17 protein-coding genes and 1 pseudogene are annotated in these 19,311 nt (G+C 61.8%); 14 read left to right on the forward strand and 4 right to left on the reverse strand.

Features of this window, described 5'->3' with window-relative positions; translation table 11 throughout:
• Positions 1-17 precede the first annotated feature (17 nt).
• From EOC94_RS04375 to EOC94_RS04400, 6 genes are read left to right on the forward strand one after another with little or no spacing between them, the layout of a single operon-like run.
• Positions 18-998 (forward strand): sugar-binding transcriptional regulator, encoded by a 981-nt coding sequence (locus EOC94_RS04375; RefSeq protein WP_127288777.1) that lies wholly within the window; start codon positions 18-20, stop codon positions 996-998.
• The gene (locus tag EOC94_RS04380) at positions 995-1,990 is read left to right on the forward strand and encodes an aldo/keto reductase (RefSeq protein WP_127288779.1); all 996 of its coding nucleotides are present in this window, start codon (positions 995-997) and stop codon (positions 1,988-1,990) included. Before EOC94_RS04375 ends, EOC94_RS04380 begins: the two co-directional genes overlap by 4 nt.
• Before the next feature lie 18 nt (positions 1,991-2,008).
• Positions 2,009-3,745 (forward strand): glycerol-3-phosphate dehydrogenase/oxidase, encoded by a 1,737-nt coding sequence (locus EOC94_RS04385; protein ID WP_127288781.1) that lies wholly within the window; start codon positions 2,009-2,011, stop codon positions 3,743-3,745.
• Positions 3,718-4,560 (forward strand): class I fructose-bisphosphate aldolase, encoded by an 843-nt coding sequence (locus EOC94_RS04390; RefSeq protein ID WP_127288783.1) that lies wholly within the window; start codon positions 3,718-3,720, stop codon positions 4,558-4,560. Before EOC94_RS04385 ends, EOC94_RS04390 begins: the two co-directional genes overlap by 28 nt.
• Positions 4,561-4,583: 23 nt before the next feature.
• Positions 4,584-6,095, forward strand: coding sequence for an FGGY-family carbohydrate kinase (locus tag EOC94_RS04395; RefSeq protein WP_127288785.1), 1,512 nt, complete (start codon positions 4,584-4,586; stop codon positions 6,093-6,095).
• Positions 6,092-7,741: a GMC family oxidoreductase N-terminal domain-containing protein gene (locus EOC94_RS04400; protein WP_127288787.1), complete on the forward strand. Its 1,650-nt coding sequence runs from the start codon at positions 6,092-6,094 to the stop codon at positions 7,739-7,741. The genes EOC94_RS04395 and EOC94_RS04400 overlap by 4 nt, the downstream gene beginning before the upstream one ends.
• Positions 7,742-7,952: 211 nt before the next feature.
• Here EOC94_RS04400 and EOC94_RS04405 read toward each other — a convergent pair whose 3' ends face one another.
• Positions 7,953-8,927 carry an AraC family transcriptional regulator gene (locus tag EOC94_RS04405; RefSeq protein ID WP_127288789.1) on the reverse strand — a complete coding sequence of 325 codons (975 nt, stop codon included), beginning with the start codon at positions 8,925-8,927 and terminating at the stop codon, positions 7,953-7,955.
• 793 nt (positions 8,928-9,720) lie between these two features.
• Here EOC94_RS04405 and EOC94_RS04410 point away from each other — a divergent pair.
• From EOC94_RS04410 to EOC94_RS04420, 3 genes and pseudogenes are all read left to right on the forward strand, one after another.
• A complete protein-coding gene (locus EOC94_RS04410) occupies positions 9,721-10,440 on the forward strand; it encodes a methyltransferase (protein ID WP_185928158.1) in 720 nt (239 codons plus the stop codon).
• Positions 10,441-10,489: 49 nt separating this feature from the next.
• Complete coding sequence (locus EOC94_RS35045) at positions 10,490-10,729, forward strand: hypothetical protein (protein ID WP_281032961.1); 240 nt, start codon at positions 10,490-10,492, stop codon at positions 10,727-10,729.
• A 41-nt stretch (positions 10,730-10,770) separates the two neighbouring features.
• Positions 10,771-10,993 (forward strand): annotated as a pseudogene (locus EOC94_RS04420) (RES domain-containing protein); the annotation flags it as partial.
• Positions 10,994-11,045: 52 nt separating this feature from the next.
• On the opposite strand, the gene EOC94_RS04425 reads toward EOC94_RS04420, so the two are convergent.
• Positions 11,046-12,065: an LLM class flavin-dependent oxidoreductase gene (locus tag EOC94_RS04425; RefSeq protein ID WP_127288795.1), complete on the reverse strand. Its 1,020-nt coding sequence runs from the start codon at positions 12,063-12,065 to the stop codon at positions 11,046-11,048.
• 214 nt (positions 12,066-12,279) lie between these two features.
• On the opposite strand from EOC94_RS04425, the gene EOC94_RS04430 reads away from it, so the two are divergent.
• Both EOC94_RS04430 and EOC94_RS04435 read left to right on the forward strand, forming a co-directional pair.
• Positions 12,280-12,534, forward strand: coding sequence for a helix-turn-helix domain-containing protein (locus EOC94_RS04430; RefSeq protein ID WP_095486276.1), 255 nt, complete (start codon positions 12,280-12,282; stop codon positions 12,532-12,534).
• Positions 12,534-13,859: a type II toxin-antitoxin system HipA family toxin gene (locus EOC94_RS04435; RefSeq protein ID WP_127288797.1), complete on the forward strand. Its 1,326-nt coding sequence runs from the start codon at positions 12,534-12,536 to the stop codon at positions 13,857-13,859. Before EOC94_RS04430 ends, EOC94_RS04435 begins: the two co-directional genes overlap by 1 nt.
• A gap of 380 nt (positions 13,860-14,239) precedes the next feature.
• Here the strand turns inward: EOC94_RS04435 and EOC94_RS04440 are convergent, their stop codons facing one another.
• Positions 14,240-15,028: a class I SAM-dependent methyltransferase gene (locus EOC94_RS04440; RefSeq protein ID WP_127288799.1), complete on the reverse strand. Its 789-nt coding sequence runs from the start codon at positions 15,026-15,028 to the stop codon at positions 14,240-14,242.
• A gap of 160 nt (positions 15,029-15,188) precedes the next feature.
• Here EOC94_RS04440 and EOC94_RS04445 point away from each other — a divergent pair, with 160 nt between their 5' ends.
• From EOC94_RS04445 to EOC94_RS04455, 3 genes are read left to right on the forward strand one after another with little or no spacing between them, the layout of a single operon-like run.
• On the forward strand, positions 15,189-16,271 hold the full coding sequence (locus EOC94_RS04445) for an ABC transporter substrate-binding protein (RefSeq protein ID WP_245465504.1): 1,083 nt from the start codon (positions 15,189-15,191) through the stop codon (positions 16,269-16,271).
• Complete coding sequence (locus EOC94_RS04450; protein WP_127288803.1) at positions 16,261-17,328, forward strand: iron ABC transporter permease; 1,068 nt, start codon at positions 16,261-16,263, stop codon at positions 17,326-17,328. The genes EOC94_RS04445 and EOC94_RS04450 overlap by 11 nt, the downstream gene beginning before the upstream one ends.
• Positions 17,322-18,107 carry an ABC transporter ATP-binding protein gene (locus EOC94_RS04455; RefSeq protein ID WP_127288805.1) on the forward strand — a complete coding sequence of 262 codons (786 nt, stop codon included), beginning with the start codon at positions 17,322-17,324 and terminating at the stop codon, positions 18,105-18,107. The genes EOC94_RS04450 and EOC94_RS04455 overlap by 7 nt, the downstream gene beginning before the upstream one ends.
• A 47-nt stretch (positions 18,108-18,154) precedes the next feature.
• On the opposite strand, the gene EOC94_RS04460 is transcribed toward EOC94_RS04455, so the two are convergent.
• Positions 18,155-19,087 (reverse strand): lipid kinase, encoded by a 933-nt coding sequence (locus EOC94_RS04460; protein WP_245465490.1) that lies wholly within the window; start codon positions 19,085-19,087, stop codon positions 18,155-18,157.
• Positions 19,088-19,311 lie beyond the last annotated feature (224 nt).

Genomic DNA, 19,311 nt, shown 5'->3' on the forward strand with positions numbered 1-19,311 from the left:
AGAGTTGAGCATCCATCATGTCACCAACCAATTCGCGGGACGACATCACGATCGTCCGCCAGATGTATCAGGCGCTTGTGCTTCATTACATGGAAGGCAAGACGCAGGCTGAAATCGCCAAGGAGCTCGGCATCTCGCATGCGACGGTCAACCGGCTGATCAAACGCGGTCATCAACTCGGGCTTGTCGAGATCAAGATCAAGTCGCCGATCGAGCAACTGGTCGACATCGAGGCGCGACTTGTCGCGATAGGTGGCATCCAAAGGGCCGTCGTCGTCCCTTCCGTATCGGACAATCCGCAGACCGCGCTCCAGCGCGTCGGCGAGGCCGCGGCCAGACTGGTGCTCGAGACGATCAAGGACGGCGATACGATTTCCATAACCGGGGGCAAGGGGGTGAGTGCCGTCGTCGCCGGCCTCAAGCCGAACCGCAGCTACGATGTCGAGGTCGTTCCCGCGACCGGCCTGGTCCAGGGCAAGCATTACACCGACGTCAATCATGTCGCGTCTCTGATGGCCGACAAGCTCGGCGGGCGCGCCTATCAGATTCACGCGCCGCTGTTTGCCGACAGCCCGGCCCAACGCGACATGTTGATGGGCGTCCGGGCCGTTTCGGACGTCTTCAGCAAGGCGCGGGAGGCAACGCTTGCGGTCGTCGGCATCGGTTCCATCCTGACCGACGATTCGAGCTACTACGATCTGCACCCGTCCTCAAGCGCCGACCGGCTGGCCATCGAGCGCTCGGGCGCGGCGGGCGAACTGCTCGCCCATCTCATAGACGGCAACGGCGAGCTCGCGGACTACCGCCTCAACCACTCGCTCGTTTCGCTGACGCTCGAGGAATTCGCGACCATTCCGCAGTCGATCGGGGTCGCCAGCGGCGCAAGCAAGGTGGTCCCGATCCTCAGTGCCATGCGCGGCACTCACCTCGATACCCTCGTCACCGACGAAACCACCGGCTTGAAGATCCTCGAGCTCGCCGAAGGAAATGCAGCATGAATTCTCGACAGATCACCCGCTCAATCGGCAAGTCCGGCGTTGTCACTTCGGCGGTCGGGCTCGGCACCTGGGCCATCGGCGGCTGGATGTGGGGTGGCACCGATGAAGCAGAATCGATCGCTGCGATCCAGGCGTCCATCGAAGCCGGCGTCTCGCTGATCGACACCGCGCCGGCTTACGGTCTCGGCCGCAGCGAGGAGATCGTCGGCAAGGCCATCAAGGGCCGGCGCGATCGCGCGGTCATCGCCACCAAATGTGGCCTGAACTGGCATTCGAAAAAGGGCAACCACTTCTTCGATCAGGACGGAAAGCCCGTGAACCGATATCTGGGCGCCGACGGCATCGCTTATGAAGTGGAGCAGAGCCTAAGGCGGCTCGGCACCGATTATATCGATCTCTACATCACTCATTGGCAGGACCCGACGACCCCCATTGCCGAGACAATGGAAGCGCTCGAACGCCTCAAATCAGCTGGCAAGATCCGCGCCATCGGCGCAAGCAATCTCAACGCCGCCGAGCTGCAGCAGTATGTAGGAACTGGCCAGCTCGACGCGATCCAGGAGAGATACTCGATGCTGGATCGCGAGATTGAGCAGACATTGCTGCCGATCGCGCGCCAGCATCAAGTGGCTACGCTCAGTTATTCGTCGCTTGCGCTCGGCCTGCTTTCGGGCGCGATCGATCCGGCACGTGAGTTCAGCGGCGACGACCAGCGCAAAGACAATCCGCGCTTCTCTCAGGCCAACCGGCGCAAGATAGCCGCTTTGAAGCATGCCCTGACCCCAGTCGCGGAGGCCCACCAGGCAAGCATGGCGCAGATCGTCATCGCCTGGACGCTGGCGCAGCCCGGCATCACCTTCGCGTTGTGTGGAGCACGAAACGCGAAGCAGGCGGTCGACAATGCCAGGGCAGGGGAGATTTCGCTGAGCGCCGCGGAACTGACGGCCGTCGATGCGGCGGTGGCCGGGCATCTCGTGGCGATAGATGCGTGATCGAAAGCGCATCCTGAGATGAATCGCATCCAGACGATCGTCGGCTTGCGCGACAATCCCGATGTTGACGTGCTCGTCATAGGCGGCGGCATTAACGGCATCAGCGTGTTTCGCGAACTCGCTTTGCAGGGCGTCGATGTGCTGCTCGCGGAAAAGGGCGATTACTGTTCCGGTGCCAGCGCAGCCCTCTCGCGCATGGTTCATGGCGGCTTGCGCTATCTTGAAAACGGTGAGTTCAAGCTGGTCCGCGAGTCTCTGCTCGAACGCGATCGGCTGTTGAAGAACGCGCCGCACTACGTTGCGCCACTGCCAACCACGGTGCCTGTCTTTGACCTGTTCTCAGGCATGGCAAATGGCGCAGTTCGCTTCCTTGGGCTAAGCCGTCGCCCTGGCCGGCGCGGCGCATTAGTCATCAAGACCGGCTTGGCGATGTATGACTTCTTCACCGCCGCACGGCGTGTCGTCCCGACGCACAAATTCAGGAGCCGCGCTGAGACACTCAAGGTCTGGCCTGCAATCAATCCTGCTATTCGAAATTCGGCGACATACTATGATGCCTGGGTCAGCCACCCCGAGCGGCTGGGTACCGAGATGCTGTGCGATACCATGAAGGAAAAGCCGTCCGCTCGGGCGCTCAACTATGCACGCGTATCGCTCGGTGACGCGAGCCTGGTGCTTAACGACGGACTATCCGGCGAAACGGTAGCCGTGAAGCCGCGGCTCGTCGTCAACGCAACAGGCGGCTGGATCGACCTGACCAATTCAGCGATCGGAGCCGTTGCGCCGAAGCTTATGGGCGGCACCAAAGGTTCGCATCTGATCGTCGACAATCGCGAGCTTCATGACGCGCTCGACGGGCACATGATCTATTATGAGAACGAGGACGGCCGGATCTGCATCCTGTTTCCCTATCTCGGCAACGTGCTGGTCGGGTCGACGGATATCCGTGTCGACGATCCCGACCAGGCGCGCTGCATGGATGACGAGCGGCAATACATTCTTCAGTCCCTGTCCTTCGTGTTTCCTGGGATCGAGATCGCCGATGCCGATATCGTCTTTCAGTTCACCGGAGTGAGGCCGCTGCCGATAAGCCAGGACAGTTTTACCGGGCGCATCCCCCGCGATCATTTCTGCGAGCTTGTCGAGGGTGCCGGTATCGTGCCGCCGACGCTCTGCATGATCGGCGGGAAATGGACGACCTTCCGATCGTTCGGCGAATTGGCAGCCGATATCGTGCTCGAGCGATTGCGCCGGCAGCGCATCGTCGGCACCGAAAACATGCCGATCGGCGGCGGCCGGGATTTTCCCATTGCCCCCGCAAAATGGTGCGCAGAACGCGCGGCGGCGCACGGCCTGTCGCTTGAGCGCATGCGCAGCCTCTTCGAGCGCTACGGTACCGCGGCCGATGCCGTCGCCGCCCACATGGCCGCGGGACATGACGAGCTCTTGCCCGGCAGCGACTATTCGGCCCGGGAGGTTCGATATCTCATCGCCAATGAATATGTCGAGCAGCTGGGGGACCTGCTGCTCCGCCGCACGACAATCGCCATTACCGGTGCGCTCTCGGCCGGCCTTCTCGATGCGGTTCTCGACATTCTCGCTGTCGAAAAGAACTGGGACGCCGCGCGCAAGGCGTTCGAGCGCACCGATTTCCTTGCTCTGTTGCAACGCCGGCACGGCGTCGATCTCGACCAGCTATCCCAAAAAGACCAAGGAAGGAGCGCCGAATGCGCATCAACAAGAAAGTCCGCATGAACCGGTTGTTCGGCGGAGCGCGCTGTCTCGACGTCGCGATCGACCATGGCGTGTGCAACGAGCCGTCGTTCCTGGAAGGGCTCGAGGATATGGCCGGCGTCGTCGCCCAGCTGGTCGCCGCGGGACCGGATGCCATTCAGATGAATTATGGCCAGGCCGATCTGCTGCAGTCCTTGCCCGGCAAGGATAAGCCAGCATTGGTCATGCGCATAGACATGGGCAATCCATACAACAAAACCCGCCATCGCTCGATGTGGGCCATCCTGCAGAACGAAGCCGAGCCACTGATCGGCGCGCTTGAGATGGACGCCGCCTGCGTGGTCGTCAATCTGTTCATGCTGCCCGATGAGCCGGACTTATTCCGGCAATGCGTCCACAACATTGCCCGCGTTCGTGCCGACTGCGAAAAATACGGCATGCCGCTGATGATCGAGCCGCTGGCAATGCTGCCAAACTCGGAGCGCGGAGGCTACATGGTCGACGGCGACCCCGAAAAGATCGTCACCCTGACCCGGCTCGCCAGCGAGATGGGCGCCGACATCATCAAGGCGGACCCGACCTCCGATCCGAACGACTTCCACCGGGTCGTGGCGGCGGCGCGCTGTCCTGTCCTTGTGCGCGGTGGGGGCAGGGAGGATTTGCGCGCCGTCTTCGACAAGTCGGCGGCGCTGATGGCGCAGGGCGCGGCAGGCATGGTCTATGGCCGCAACATATACCAGCATTCCAACCCTCGGGCCGTCGTGAGAGGATTGATGGCGATCATCCATGAGAATGCGGACGGCGCGGCGGCCTGGGAGCTCTACCAACAAGAATAATCCTGGCGCTTGGGAGGAGCTTAATGCAGCAATACATTCTGGGTCTTGATGCGGGCAACACCGTCATCAAGGCCATCATCTTCGACACCGACGGTCGCGAGCTCGCGCTCGCCGCTCGGGACGGCCGCTCCTGCATGCCAAAGCCCGGCCATGTCGAGCGGGACCTCGGCGAACTGTGGCGCAGCGCCGTCGAGGTCATCCGCCAGTGTCTCGACCAGTCGGGCATCGACCCCCGCGACATCGCCGTGATCGGCTGCGCCGGCCACGGCAACGGGCTTTATGCGCTAGACCGCAGCGGCGACCCGCTGCTCGGCATCCAGTCGCTCGACACGCGCGGCGTCGGCTTCGTGAGCGAATGGGCCGCCGCAGGCGTTGGCGACCGGACCTATGTCCACTGCCTGCAACGGCCCTGGGCGGCGCAGACGCCGACTCTGCTGGCGTGGCTCAAGCGCCATGACCCGGCGCTTTTTGCCCGAATAGGCACCGTCTTCCTGTGCAAGGATTTTGTCGTCAACCGCCTTACCGGCGCGCGCTCGACCGAAACCTCGGATATGTCTGGCTGCGGGCTTTTGCACATGCCCGGTCGACGCTACGAGCGTGAGTTGCTGGCCGCCTACGGTCTCGACGATTGCATGGAACTGCTGCCGAACATGCTGGAAGCCTCCGACATCGCCGGCCATATCACGCGCGATGTCGCCGCCGCCACCGGCCTTCGGGCGGGCACGCCCGTGGTGGCGGGGCTGTTCGATGTCGTCGCCAGCGCCATCGGTTCGGGTGTCACCAGCACCGGCGCCGCTTCCATCATTGCCGGCACCTGGAGCATCAACCAGGTTATCACCGAAGAGCCGATCCGCGATCCGTCGATCTTCATGCTGTCGACATTCGATCCGGTGCGCTACCTCGCCATCGAATCGAGCGCCACTTCGGCCGCAAATCTCGAGTGGATCGTGCGTGAGTTCTTCGAGCATGCGCCGGCAGGCGCATCGCCATTCGAGATATGCAGCGAGCTTGTTGCTTCCGTCGATCCCGCGGGAGACATGCCGATCTACCACCCATTCCTTTACGGCTCGCAGCAGAATGGCAAGGCGCGTGCAGGTTTCTACGGCATCGCCGGCTGGCACACGCGGGCGCATATGCTGCGCGCACTGTTCGAGGGTGTCGTCTTCGAACATCGGCGCCATGTCGAGACGCTGCGTCGAGCGGGAGCCACTGTCAGCCAGGCGGTTCTTTCGGGCGGCGGCTCGCGCAGCGCCATCTGGCCGCAGATATTTGCCGATGTGCTGAAAGTGCCGGTGACCGTGGCGCGCAGCCGCGAGACTGGTGCGCTGGGAGCTGCAATTGCAGCCGGGACCGGCGTCGGCTTGTTTGCCGACTTCTCTGCGGGCGTCGCCGCGATGACCGCGCCCGACCGCTTCTACAAGCCCAATAGCGAGATCGCACCGTTCTATGAGCAGCGCTATCGTCTGTATGGCGAGATCAACCAGGCCATGGGTCCGCTATGGGACAGGATGGCAAGCGAACGGACCTCTAATTGACACAGACCGTTGCCGATTTTGGACAATACGACTTCATCATCGTCGGCGCGGGTTCAGCCGGCTGCGTGCTGGCCAACAGACTGTCGGCCAATCCAGGCATGCGCGTGCTGCTTCTGGAGGCCGGCGGCAGTGACCGCTACCACTGGGTCAACATTCCCATCGGCTATCTCTATTGCATGGGCAACCCGCGCACCGATTGGCTGATGAAGACCGAGCCTGAAGCCGGGCTGAACGGTCGTGCGCTTACCTATCCGCGCGGCAAGCTTCTGGGCGGCTGCTCGTCGATCAACGGCATGATCTACATGCGCGGCCAGGCGGCCGACTATGACGGCTGGCGGCAAGCCGGAAATCTTGGTTGGGGCTGGGATGACGTGCTTCCATATTTCCGCAAGTCCGAGGACCATTTTGGCGGTGCGAGCGACCTTCACGGCGCCGGTGGCGAATGGCGCGTCGAGCGCCAACGCCTGTCCTGGCCAATCCTGGATGCCTTCCGCGACGCTGCCGAGGAACTCGGCATCCCCCGGACCGAGGATTTCAACGGCGGGACCAACGAAGGGTCGGGCTATTTCGAGGTCAACCAGAGGAAGGGCGTGCGCTGGAATACCTCGAAAGCGTTCCTGCGGAGCGTGCTTCGGCGGCCGAATTTGCGCGTCGTGACCGGCGCCGAGACCGAGGCCCTGGATTTCGACGGAGCTTGCGTCACTGGCGTTGTCTTCCGGATGGGCGGTCAGTTGCATCGTGCGCGGGCAGGCGAGACGATACTTGCCGCTGGCGCGATCAATTCGCCGAAGCTGCTCGAGCTTTCCGGCGTCGGCCGACCTGCCGTGCTTGGCGCAGCAGGAATCCCGGTTCGCCACGCGCTGGGTGGCGTCGGCGAGAACCTGCAGGATCATCTGCAGATTCGCACAGTCTTCAAGGTCGCCAATGCCTCGACGCTAAACCAGCGCTACCACAATCTGTTCAGCCGCGCGGCCATGGGCGTCGAATACGCCATCCGTCGCACCGGACCGCTGTCGATGGCGCCGAGCCAGCTTGGCATCTTCGCCAGAAGCGACCCACGCCTGGAGACGCCCGATCTCGAATACCATGTTCAGCCGTTGAGCACCGACCGGCTGGGCGAGCCGCTGCATCGCTTCCCCGCGGTCACGGTTTCGGTCTGCAACCTCAGACCGGAAAGCCGCGGCACTGTCCACATAGAGACGCCCGATCCGCAGACTGCCCCGAAGATCCGGCCGAACTATTTGTCTACCGAGGGAGACCGGACGGTGGCTGTAGCATCGCTCCGCCATGTCCGCCGCTTGATGAAGGCGCGCGCCGTTGCCCGTTTCGCGCCTGAGGAAATGCTGCCCGGCGCACAATATGAAGGCGATGAAGATCTCGTCCGCAAGGCTGGCGATATCGGCACGACGATTTTCCACCCGGTTGGCACCTGCAAGATGGGCGCAGACCCGATGGCGGTTGTCGACGGCCGGCTGCGGGTGCACGGCATTTCAGGCCTGCGCATCGTCGATGCTTCGATTATGCCGACGATCGTTTCCGGCAACACCAACTCTCCAGTGGTGATGATCGCGGAGAAGGCATCGGAAATGATCTTGCACGACGCAACCACGAGAATGATCCTCGGTGGCGCATCTGCGCCAAACTAGGCTGACACCTCTTGGCTTGAGGATCAGGGTGCCGAAGCGCCAATCGCGCCATCAGCACCTTCGCGGCGATGGACCAAAGTAGCCAGCAGTGCCCAGTCCTGGGCTGGCACACCGCCGCGGAACGCCCGAATCGGCCAACAGCATCGGCGTATGGTCGAACTTCAGGTCCCTCAGAAGCTTCGCGGGCGACATGCCAAACACTCATTGGCTGTTAAAAGCCGAGCATCCCCTGGCGGATATCGGAGGGTGTCGCGCCGTAGAGCCGCCGGAAGGCGCGATGAAAGTAGGAGAGATCCCCGAAGCCGCCTTCGAATGCGATCGAGCTGATCGTCCAGTCGGCGTAACGTGGATCACTGAGGAGCCGACGGGCGCGCGCGAGACGCTGATCGAGCACGAAGGAGGAAAACGTCCTCCCCTCGGTCTCGAACAGCTTTTGAACGCAGCGTGGCGTGACGCCATGGCGCAGCGCCACGGCGCCGACGGTGAGGTCGTGGTAGCCGAGATTGCTGACGATATCGGCCTTAATAGCCTTGAGCCGTGCTGCACGCAGGCCGCGACCTTCGGCGATCGCTGCGGCGTCGCGAGTCGCGCCGATCGCCAGCGCCACGAGGTCTTGGATATGGGTTGCCGCAAGGTTCGCAACCGCTGGCGTTAAGGGCTGGTCCACATCCTCAAGTGTGGCAGCATAGCTGACGAGCAATCGCAAGGAATCGACTGTCGACGGAATGGGTTTGCAGATCGCGTCCTCCACGTTGCCGACCATCGGGGCGAGCACATCGTGCGGGGTGCGAAAGGCGATCCGGTGTTGACGTTCACGAGGAATTGCAAGGCCCGGCTCAGCACATGCAAACACTGCGGCCTCGCCCGCACTGATCGTGCACTCGCGGCCGATTTGGTCGACCGTTTGGGCGCCGGATAAAGCCACAAACAGAACGATGTCGTCGCTGTCGATCAGCGCCGGTGTGCGCCTGTACTGCATGCCGGCAGCTGCTCCACTGGCAATGTCAACACCGGGCAGCGCACGCAGCGTGATGCTTGCGTCAGGCGAGCTGTCCGGCACGGGGTCAATCTCGAATTTCGTAATCGCGCGCCCGAGCACTTCGCGCCAAAACTCGAAGCGGTCCGGCTCTGGCAACCCCTCGGTTGAAAAGCAGATTGACGCAAACTCGGCGGCTGAGGAGGCCATTTAAACCCTCTCTGTGCTTCCCGATTTGTGCGAGAATTGCAACTTATCGACGAGAAATACAACTTTCCAGTAAAAAATCACGTTTTCGCGCGAGTCCATAATCGCGTTCGCTTCTGCCCACGGCTCGACGAGCCGGGTTCGGTAGCATCAACAAACATGGTGATCGCACACGGTGAAAAACGCCACGACCTTTCGAAGCGATAAACGAACGACGCTGCGATGGCCTGTTGATCCACGGCAGTTCTCCGAGTCTACGCAGCGCAGGAAGGAACCCGTGGCAGTATTCAACATGCGTTTGTCATGGCCGCCACAACTCAAGTCTCGCGGCGGCGAGGTTGCCCGGCCGTGCCTTGGCGCAAACGCCTTTGTGCTGCCTCTTTCCAGGGGGGCGCAGTGTCCTGATCCCAAGCGAACGCACGAGCCGACCCGCAAATGACTTCTGAGCAGAGGAGGAGCCAGATGATCTGGAAAATCCGAAGAGTGCACGTGGAATGGAGATTCGTCCACGAAGACGCTCTCAGTCCTCATTCATTCCCACCTCCCGTCAAGGCGTGCGGGGACGACGCTGCAAGATGGCGTCAGTGGTTGCGCGACCCACTCTCGCATCCAGATCTCGAGGTGATGTCGCTGACCCAACTCGCCGACCTCCCGTTCGACCCGCGTCGTTTCAGCCGGGAATGAGGCCGGCCAGTTCTGTTGTTTTCAAATGGACAACCGCCATAGGCAAAAGGCTCACCTGGCCGCGAGAGTTTCCACTTCAATGCAAACAAAGTGGCTCACGATGAAACATGACATGTCGAACACCCTTGCCGACATTTCCGACGTGCAAGACGTCCTGGCGATGACACTCGGCGTAGCGAAAACCCACGTACTTGGCGTCGCTGCAGAACTAGGCATTGCCGACCTGCTCAAGCACGGCCCCCGGTCGGTCGCGGAAATCGCCGCGACAACGAAGACAAATCAAGGCGCGCTGCTGCGTCTGATGCGCGTTCTGGCCAGCCTCGGTATTCTGGAAGAACCGACGCCCGGCATGTTCGTCAACACCAGCAAGGGGCGGCTCCTTCAGACTGGCGCGCCACGCTCGGTCCGCCACTATGCCATGCTGATGGCGCAGGAGTGCTTAGCCGCCTCGTGGCCGTGCCTGCTGCATAGTATGCGCACCGGCGAGAGCACGTTCGAGAAGACGAACGGCCATGGGATATACGAGTACTTCCGCATGAACCCAGCGGTGGGAGCAGTCATGAATCAGGCCATGAGCGAGATGTCCAGCCAGGAAGGCGTAGCCATTTGCGACGCCTACGAATTCGCACCGGACCTTTCGGTCGTCGACGTCGGCGGCGGGCGTGGCGGACTTTTGCTGAGCATTCTCGAAGCCCATCCGGGCATTAGGGGAACGCTGCTCGATCTGCCGCACGTGGCCACCGAGGCGCAGGAGATGCTGGCGGCGCGCGTCGTTGATCGGTGCAAGATCGTCGGCGGCGACTTCCTTCGTGAGGTCCCGGGTTGGCGGTGATCTCTACATTCTGAAGCGCATTCTCGTAGACCAAACCGACGATACGGCAATGGCGGTGCTGCGGAACGTCCGCACCGCCATCGCCCCACAAGGCGCCCTGCTGATCGCCGACCCGGGCGTAGAGTCCCTCTACGGCCGGAGCTTCGACATGCTCATGCTCATGATTTTCGGGGGAAAGCTCCGCAGCGAGTCTGATCTTGCGGCGTTGTTGGAAAAAGCCGGCTTCCGGCTCACGCGAACGATGAAAACTGCATCTGCAATCCATCTGGTCGAAGCGGTGCCGATCTAGGCACTGAACTATCGCCAATATGGAAGAGGGCCCGGCATTTGCAGCTCATCGCCTGGGCGACGGCTCTCAGCGGGGGGAGAGCGTCCTGCGTCCTGGTCCATCTATGACCGACTGCGACCTCAAGGCATCGCCGGTATTCTGATTCCGAGTTTTGCTCCGGGCGCCGAGACGGAGGACCGCAACCTGGTGCTGTGGGACTGGGGTCCGGATCTTTCGCACAAAGTGAACGTGTTCGATCCGAGCGGCCGGCTGCCGAAGGACTAGCTGTCCTGGCGATGAAGCATTCGCGGAAGGGCAGGGGCTTTGGCCGCAAGCGTCAGCGCCAGCCCAGGGCCGGGGCGACATGGGTCAGGATCGCCTCGATGACATGCGCGTTGTAATCGACGCCGAGCTGGTTGGGAACGGTGAGCAGCAGCGTGTCGGCCTCCGCAACGGCCTCGTCCTTCTTCAGTTCCTCGATGAGGCCGTCCGGCTCGGCGGCATAGGTGCGGCCGAACACGGCGCGCCTGTCCGCTTCGATGTAGCCGAAATGATCCTCGCTCTCATTGCTGCCGAAATAGGCGCGGTCGCGATCGTCCACCAGCGCGAAGATGCTACGGCTCACCGACACCCGCGGCTCGCGTTCGTGACCGGCCGCTTTCCAGGCCGCACGAAAGGCCCGGATCTGTTCGGCCTGCTGAATGTGAAAAGGCTTTCCGCCCTCGTCGAATTTGAGCGTGGAACTCTGCAGGTTCATTCCCAGTTTCGCCGCCCATTCCGCGGTGGCATTGGTCGCGGCGCCCCACCAGATCCTGTCGCGCAAACCCTCCGAGTGTGGTTCGACGCGAAGCAGGCCGGGCGGGTTTGGAAACATCGGCCGCGGGTTCGGCTGGGCAAAGCCTTTGCCGCGCAAGACTTCGAGCAGCACTCCCGTGTGCCGCCGGGCCATGTCGGCGTCGCTCTCACCCTCCTGCGGGGCGTAGCCGAAGTAGCGCCAGCCGTCGATCACCTGCTCGGGCGAGCCGCGGCTGATGCCCAGCTGCAGACGCCCGCCGGCGATCAGGTCGGCGGCACCGGCGTCCTCGGCCATATAGAGCGGGTTCTCGTAGCGCATGTCGATCACCGCTGTGCCGATCTCGATGCGGCTGGTCTTGGCGCCGACTGCCGCCAACAGCGGGAATGGCGAGCCGAGTTGCCGTGCGAAATGATGCACACGGAAATATGCCCCGTCGGCGCCCAGCGCCTCGGCAGCAACGGCAAGCTCGATGGATTGCAGCAGAGCGTCGGAGGCTGATTGCGTCTGCGATTGCGGCGAGGGCGCCCAGTGTCCGAACGACAGAAACCCGATTTTTTTCATGAGAATGCCACGTCAGAGTGAAAGGCGTTTTCGTTATCTAGTTATTGAACCGCTCGCCTGCCACGCCAATTCAGACCTGGCGGCTTTGGAAGCGCCATACGCAAACGCGTATTTTCACCTTTTATACGCCTTCGCGTATATCCAGATTTTAAACGCGAACGCGTATATTGACAGTTTATACGCCCTCGCGTATATTGATGCGTGGAGGATTGCTATGACCGATCAGATCGCCCGCACAGAAAAACAGCTTGGCGCCATCCTGCGCCGCGCTCGAAAACAGGCACGGCTGAGCCAGGGGGCTCTAGGCGAACAAATCCATCTGCGCCAGGGCACTGTCTCACGTCTGGAAGCCGGAGAGCCCGCTGTCCAGCTGCGCACTTTAATGGAAGCGCTTTCGGCTCTGAACCTTGAACTGGTCGTCCGGCCACGCACCCAAGGCAGTGCCGCCGATATCGAGGACCTGTTCTGATGGCACGGAAACGCGCTCACGCTCCTCTCAATGTCTTTCTGAACAGCCGCCATGTCGGCGTCCTGCGCCGTGAGGCGACAGGTGCTATCGACTTCCAGTACGGACGCGACTGGCTGAACTGGCGCGGCACGTTCCCAGTGTCACTGTCGCTGCCCTTGCGCGAGGATCGGTATATTGGCACCCCCGTCATCAATGTGTTCGACAACCTGCTGCCTGACAGCGACCTCATCCGAAAGCGCGTCGCCGAACGCGTTGGCGCAGACGGCACAGACGCCTTCAGCCTGCTGACGGCCCTCGGTCATGATTGCGTCGGCGCACTCCAGTTTCTGCCTGATGGCGTCGAGCCCGGGACCGCCGGCGACACCGACGGCAAACTGATCACTGACGACGAGATCACCGACATTATCAAGAATCTCGCGGCAGCACCCCTCGGCATGGGCGAAGACGAAGATTTCCGAATCTCGATCGCCGGCGCTCAGGAAAAAACCGCGCTGCTGCGTAAGGACGGCCAATGGTTCAAGCCGACAGGAACGACGGCAACCACCCACATCCTCAAACCGCAGATCGGGCAGCTTCCCAATGGCATCGACCTCTCCAACAGCGTCGAGAACGAATATCTATGCCTCAGACTGCTGCATTCGTTTGGTATCCCAACACCCCCCGTTGAAATCGCCGTTTTCGGGGAACGCCGCACACTGATCGTCGAACGCTTCGATCGTCTTTGGGCAAGAGATGGGCGACTGCTGCGACTGCCGCAGGAAGACATCTGCCAGGCGCTATCGATCCCGCCGACAAGAAAGTACCAGTCTGATGGTGGTCCCGGTATGCGCGAGATCATCAATCTGCTCAAAGGCAGCGACACGCCTGATGCCGACATCACGACTTTCATGCGTGCGAGCATCATATTCTGGTTGCTCGGCGCAACCGATGGGCATGCAAAAAATTTCAGCATTTTCCTCGGTCCCGGCGGGCGCTATCGCATGACGCCGCTGTACGATGTGCTGACAGCGCAGCCGAGCCTCGACCAGGGCCAAATTCAACGCAAGAAATTCAAACTTGCGATGTCCGTCGGAACAAATCGCCACTATGCCATCAGTGACATCGTGCCACGACATTTCATGCAGACGGCCGATGTCGCTGGTGTCGGCACTCCGGCGATGCGGGCGATTTTTGAAGACATTGAAGCCAATGCCGATCGGCAAGTACAAGCTGTTGTCGGGTCGCTGCCCGGTAGCTTCCCCGATCAGCTTGTGACCTCGACAGTGGCGGCCATCAAGCACCGCAGCCAGCTCGTCGCAAATTCTCTGGAGGCTTCTCATGTCTGAGTTGGGGCAACGCCCGCGGATAGCAATCCTTGGCTGGGGCTCTCTGATCTGGGACAAGCGCCCCGAATTCGATGAAACATGTCCCCTGGGAAGATGATGGCCCGGCACTTAAACTGGAATTCTCGCGTATTTCGGATACCCGAAAAGGGGCTATGACCCTGGTGATCGACACTGACTACGGTCAGCAGTGCATCGTCCAATATGCGCTTAGTACCCGCGCAAACCCGGCCGATGTCGTCGCTGATCTGCGCTGCCGCGAAGGTAAGCTAAAGCAGACTGGCAGCTATTCGTTGGCGTGTCGCCGCCCCGCTCCTTTGAGGCGACGAACGGCTTCAAACGAAGCAGGCATGAAACGACCGACGCTGGCAGCGCCGAGGAGTTTACTTCGGCTTCGTCGCGCAGATCGCGAAGCGGTGTTGGATGGCTCGCTCGATCGCCTTAGGCCAACTCATCTGTCGAGCCTGAGCGCGATGGATCGCGCCCAGTTTCCAGTCGACGACGGGCTGATCGAACCCGGCTTCGGCCAGCAAGCGCCTTATCTCTCCCGCCCGTGCGCCGCCTGAGAAATGGACGCGGGCAAGAATGCGTTTGTGGCGTCCGGCCATGGCGGTGCATTCATTGTCTGCGACCCGCGACTTGCCTGCCGTCAGCTTCTCCCAAACCTCCCGCAATCTCGTCGCCCAGTTGCGGCTGACAAAATCCCCGTCGATGACCAGCAGCTTGCCGCCGGGCTTCAGCAGCGAGAACCATTCGGCAAAGGCCGCCTTCGGATCCACCAGCGTCCAGACGAGGTGACGGGTGACGATGACATCGTAGCTCGCCTTGTCCTCGAGCGTCCGTTCGGCATCCCTCACGATGAAGCGGATATCGGCGCCGCGGTTCTGTGCCTTGGCGCGCGCCTTGGCGAGCATGGCTTCCGACCAGTCGAGGCCTGTCACCACAAAGCCGAGATCGTGCATCAGATGCGAGATAACGCCTGTCCCACAGGCGAGATCCAGAGACGCCCGCCCGGCGCCTTGCCCAAGGTGCCTGCTTATGAGCGCATGCCAGGCAGCGCGCTCGCGCTCGGAAAAAATCTCGTGACCGACCTGCAGGTCGAACGTCTCGGCTCGGTCGGACCAATAGTCCCGAATTTCGTCGCGCAGCGAATAGTTTGCGTGAACCGTCATCGCCCGAAACGCGTCCCCAAAGCCCTACATTGGAATTGCTCTAAAAGATAATTCTTGATTACACAACTCATGTTTTCTAAGCCGTGGCGGCAAACTAAATCACGAGAGCACAATGATTTTGAAGTCGATATTTGCGGCCGCGGTCGCCCTCGCGGCGTTCATGCCGCTTACCCTCGGCGCGCGCGCCGAAACCGTCACCGACATTAGCGGCCGCAAGGTCGAGGTGAAGACGCCGGTCGAGAAGGTCATCCTCGGCGAAGGCCGGCAGATCTACCTGATTGCCGCGCTCGATACCGACAATCCCTTCAAGCGGATCGTCGGCTGGCGCGAGGATTTCTCGCAGGCCGATCCCGACAATTACGCCGTCTATCTGGAAAAATTCCCCTCGATGGCCACGATCCCGACCTTCGGCGGTTTCAAGGACGGCACCTTCGACATCGAGCAGGCCATCGCGCTTCAGCCGGACGTGATGATCATGAATATCGAGTCCAAGCAGGCAACCGAGGACGCGCAATACATCGAAAAGCTCGCCGCCGTCGGCATCCCGGTGGTCTATGTCGATTTCCGCGAGCATCCCTTCACCAACACCGAGCCGAGCATGCGCCTCATCGGCAAGCTCTTTGGCCAGGAGGAGCGGGCGGAAGCGTTCATCGCCTACCGCGCGGCCCAGATCGCGCGGGTCACCGATGTTATCGCAAAGAATGTTCCCAAGCGCCCGACCGTGTTCATCGAGCGCGCCGGAGGCTATTCCGACGATTGCTGCATGAGCTTCGGCAACGACAATTTCGGCAAGTTCGTGGAGATGGCCGGCGGCCAGAACATCGCGGCGGACCTGATCCCGGGCACGTTTGGCGCGCTCAACCCCGAACAGATCATCGCAAGCGATCCCGACCAGGTGATTGTGACGGGCGGTAGCTGGGAAGCGTATGTGCCGGGCGGCAAATGGGTCGGCGTCGGTCCCGGCGCGGACGAGGCGGAAGCACTGAAGAAGCTCAAGGGTCTGACGGAACGGCCCGCGCTAACCGGCGTCAAGGCGGTGGAAAACGGGCAGGTCCACGCCATCTGGCACCAGTTCTACAACAGCCCCTATCAGTTCGTCGCCATCCAGCAGATGGCCAAGTGGCTGCACCCCGACCTGTTCGACGATCTGGACGCCGAGGCCACCTTCAAGGAGTTGCACGAGAAGTTCCTGCCGGTCGAGTACAGGCCCGGCCATTGGGTCTCGCTCTCCAATGAGCAGTGAGCCAGCGGCATTATCGGCCAAGGAAGGGCGCGGCCTCTACCGCGCCCTCGTCCTGCGCAAGCAGCTTATCCTCGCAGGCCTCGTCCTGGCGCTGCTCATGAGCCTTTGCATCGACCTCGCCCTCGGCCCTGCCAGCTACAGCCTCGACCAGGTGGTGCTCGCCCTCGTTTCTCCGGGCAGCGTGCCGCTTCACGTGCGCGTGGTGCTGTGGGAAATCCGGCTTCCCATCGCGCTGATGGCGGTGGTCGTGGGCGCATCACTGTCGGTCGCCGGGGCGCAGATGCAGACCATCCTGAACAATCCGCTCGCCAGTCCGTTCACGCTCGGCATTTCGGCGGCGGCCAGCTTCGGCGCCGCGCTTGCGCTTGCCTTCGGCGTCGCGCTCATCCCCGCCGCGATCGAATATGTCGTGCCGCTCAACGCCTTCGTGGTTGCGATGCTGACCGCGCTCGTCATCCACCTGCTGAGTCTCAAGCGCGGCGTGACGGTTGAAACCATCGTGCTTCTCGGCATCGCGCTCGTCTTCACCTTCAATGCGCTGCTGTCGCTCGTCCAGTATCTTTCCTCAGAGCAGGCGCTCGCCGCGGTCGTGTTCTGGACGATGGGAAGTCTCACCAAGGCCACCTGGCCCAAGCTCATCATCACCAGCCTCATCCTTCTCGCAACGCTTCCGATATTCGCGCGCCGCGCCTGGGCGCTGACGGCGCTGCGGCTAGGCGAAGACAAGGCCGCGAGTTTCGGGATCAAGGTCGCGCGCCTGAGGCTCGAAACCATGATGATGGTGAGCCTGCTCGCCGCCATTCCCGTCGCCTTTGTCGGCACGATCGGCTTCATCGGGTTGGTCGGCCCGCACATCGCCCGCATGCTGATTGGAGAAGATCAGCGCTTCTTCCTGCCCGCTTCCGCGCTTGCTGGCGCCCTCATCCTTTCGGCGAGCTCGGTTGCCAGCAAGTCGCTCATCCCAGGCACGATCTTTCCGATCGGCATCGTCACCTCGCTTGTCGGCATTCCCTTCTTCATCTCGCTGATCCTCTCGAATGTGAGGCGCTCATGGTAACGATCAGGCTCGATGGTCTCGGAGCGTTTCACGGCGCGCGGCTCGTCCTTTCGGACGTTTCAACTCCCACTTTTCGGGGTGGCGAGGTGGTTGCCGTCATCGGGCCCAACGCAGCGGGCAAGTCGACGCTTTTCAAGCGCATCGCAGGACTTTTGAAGGGCCCGGGCCGCGTCTGCCTCGATGGAGCGGCCAAGGGACCGGACGGCATCTGCTACATGCCTCAGGATACGGCAGCCAACGCGGTGCTGACCGTCTATGAATCGATCCTGCTCGCCCGCAAGCAGGGCTCGGCCTGGTCGGTCGGTGACGGCGACCTCGCGCTCATAGACGGTATCCTGGCCGCGCTCAGCATCTCGGAAATTGCCTTTCGCAATGTCGGAGAACTGAGCGGCGGGCAAAGGCAGGTGGTAAGCATCGCACAGACCCTCGCCCGCGAACCTGAAATCCTGCTGATGGACGAGCCGACGTCCGCGCTTGACTTGCACCGGCAGGTCGAGGTGCTGAGCTTCATGCGCGGGCTTGCACGCAAGCACGGGATTGCAGTGCTGATCGCAATTCACGACCTCAATCAGGCCCTGCGCTTCGCCGACAAATGCATCGTCATCGCCGACGGCCGGATGTTCGCCTGCGGTACGCCGGAAGAGGTCGTTACGCCGGCGCTCCTTCGTGACGTTTATCGCGTCGAGGCGCGGGTCGAGCGATGCTCGCGGGGCATCGGTCATGTCATGGTGGATGGCGTTGCGGATGAAACGGCAGCGGCTGCGTCGATAGCAGCTTAGCCATCAAACTTTAGGGCTGAAGTCGAATCGCCGAAGCGGAAGACTGATCACCCGCTATTTGCGCTGACCGCATCACGAAGCATTTTGGTGCGGGGTTGCACGCGCGCGGCGGCAGGCGCGAAGACCGAAATCGCTTTCGGGTGGACCTTGAAATGCGCCGGGGTCGAGGTGACGATCTCACCGTCAGTGTTCACCGGCATCGGCCTTTTCGTCTCGATGTCGAACTCGACGCATCTGGCCGTGCGAACCTCGCTCCAGGCGCCGTGTGTGCCTGAGCGGAACGAGCGCAGCATAAGCGCCATTTTCCAGAGATTCGTCATTTCCAGGCTGTACAGATCGAGATGGCCGTCATCGATCTCCGCCGTCTCCTCAACGACGTTGCCGCCGCCATAGTGCCGGCCGTTGCCGACCGCTATCTGGTAGGTCTCGACTTCGGTCGTTACGCCCTTTTCGGTAATCCTTGCTTCGAAGTGGCCAGCCTTGGTCAACACTTTCATAGCAGCCAAGGCATAGCCAAACCTGCCGAAACGCTTCTTCAGCGCCGGGTCGAGACCCTGGGCAAGGTCGGTGCTGATGCCGATGCTCGCAACGTTGAAGAAAGCGTGACCATTGACGGTCCCGACATCGATCAGACGCCTTCCGCCCTGTACGATCACGTCAGCGGCCTTCAGCAGATCCAACGGTATTTCGAGGGTGCGCGCCAGATCGTTCGCCGTCCCCATCGGGATGATGCCCATCGGCAGCCCGCTTTCCATGGCCGCGACTGCCGCCGAGGACACCGAGCCATCGCCGCCGCACACGATCACAAGGTCGGCCCTATGGCGAAGGCGCACGATGTCGCGTGCTATCTCGGGCAGCGCCTCAAACGTCTCGACGGTGACGCGAAGCCCACCGGCCTGCAGCCGCTCGACGACCGGTGCGATAGATTCCTGCCCGCGTCGCGCCTTTGAATTGACGAGCAGAAGCGCGCGTCTGGTCATGGTGTCGTTCATGCGGCGTAGATAGGGTGCTTGCCCGCGGATTACGACGTCAACAGGCGTGCCTGGGAAGACCCAGAGTTGAATTTTCGTAACAGCCCGAATTGCTGGTTGTCACATCCGATCAGGAATCGGCACAGTTGAGGACGCTGTGTGCACGTATCCACCGCGGCCAACTTGGCCGAACCTGACGCTCAAACATCCTTCGTAGGTCGACTTCTCAATCT

Origin of the sequence: Mesorhizobium sp. M6A.T.Ce.TU.016.01.1.1 (assembly GCF_003997065.1) — a bacterium.
GTDB classification, from domain to species: Bacteria; Pseudomonadota; Alphaproteobacteria; order Rhizobiales; family Rhizobiaceae; genus Mesorhizobium; species Mesorhizobium mediterraneum.

Bases quoted from the DNA above. Each gene is read 5' to 3' on its own strand.
- EOC94_RS04375 (WP_127288777.1), top strand. From the start codon at position 18: ATGTCACCAACCAATTCGCGGGACGACATCACGATCGTCCGCCAGATG.
- EOC94_RS04380 (WP_127288779.1), top strand. From the start codon at position 995: ATGAATTCTCGACAGATCACCCGCTCAATCGGCAAGTCCGGCGTTGTC.
- EOC94_RS04385 (WP_127288781.1), top strand. From the start codon at position 2,009: ATGAATCGCATCCAGACGATCGTCGGCTTGCGCGACAATCCCGATGTT.
- EOC94_RS04390 (WP_127288783.1), top strand. From the start codon at position 3,718: ATGCGCATCAACAAGAAAGTCCGCATGAACCGGTTGTTCGGCGGAGCG.
- EOC94_RS04395 (WP_127288785.1), top strand. From the start codon at position 4,584: ATGCAGCAATACATTCTGGGTCTTGATGCGGGCAACACCGTCATCAAG.
- EOC94_RS04405 (WP_127288789.1), bottom strand. From the start codon at position 8,927: ATGGCCTCCTCAGCCGCCGAGTTTGCGTCAATCTGCTTTTCAACCGAG.
- EOC94_RS04410 (WP_185928158.1), top strand. From the start codon at position 9,721: ATGTCGAACACCCTTGCCGACATTTCCGACGTGCAAGACGTCCTGGCG.
- EOC94_RS35045 (WP_281032961.1), top strand. From the start codon at position 10,490: ATGGCGGTGCTGCGGAACGTCCGCACCGCCATCGCCCCACAAGGCGCC.
- EOC94_RS04425 (WP_127288795.1), bottom strand. From the start codon at position 12,065: ATGAAAAAAATCGGGTTTCTGTCGTTCGGACACTGGGCGCCCTCGCCG.
- EOC94_RS04430 (WP_095486276.1), top strand. From the start codon at position 12,280: ATGACCGATCAGATCGCCCGCACAGAAAAACAGCTTGGCGCCATCCTG.
- EOC94_RS04435 (WP_127288797.1), top strand. From the start codon at position 12,534: ATGGCACGGAAACGCGCTCACGCTCCTCTCAATGTCTTTCTGAACAGC.
- EOC94_RS04440 (WP_127288799.1), bottom strand. From the start codon at position 15,028: ATGACGGTTCACGCAAACTATTCGCTGCGCGACGAAATTCGGGACTAT.
- EOC94_RS04445 (WP_245465504.1), top strand. From the start codon at position 15,189: ATGCCGCTTACCCTCGGCGCGCGCGCCGAAACCGTCACCGACATTAGC.
- EOC94_RS04450 (WP_127288803.1), top strand. From the start codon at position 16,261: ATGAGCAGTGAGCCAGCGGCATTATCGGCCAAGGAAGGGCGCGGCCTC.
- EOC94_RS04455 (WP_127288805.1), top strand. From the start codon at position 17,322: ATGGTAACGATCAGGCTCGATGGTCTCGGAGCGTTTCACGGCGCGCGG.
- EOC94_RS04460 (WP_245465490.1), bottom strand. From the start codon at position 19,087: ATGACCAGACGCGCGCTTCTGCTCGTCAATTCAAAGGCGCGACGCGGG.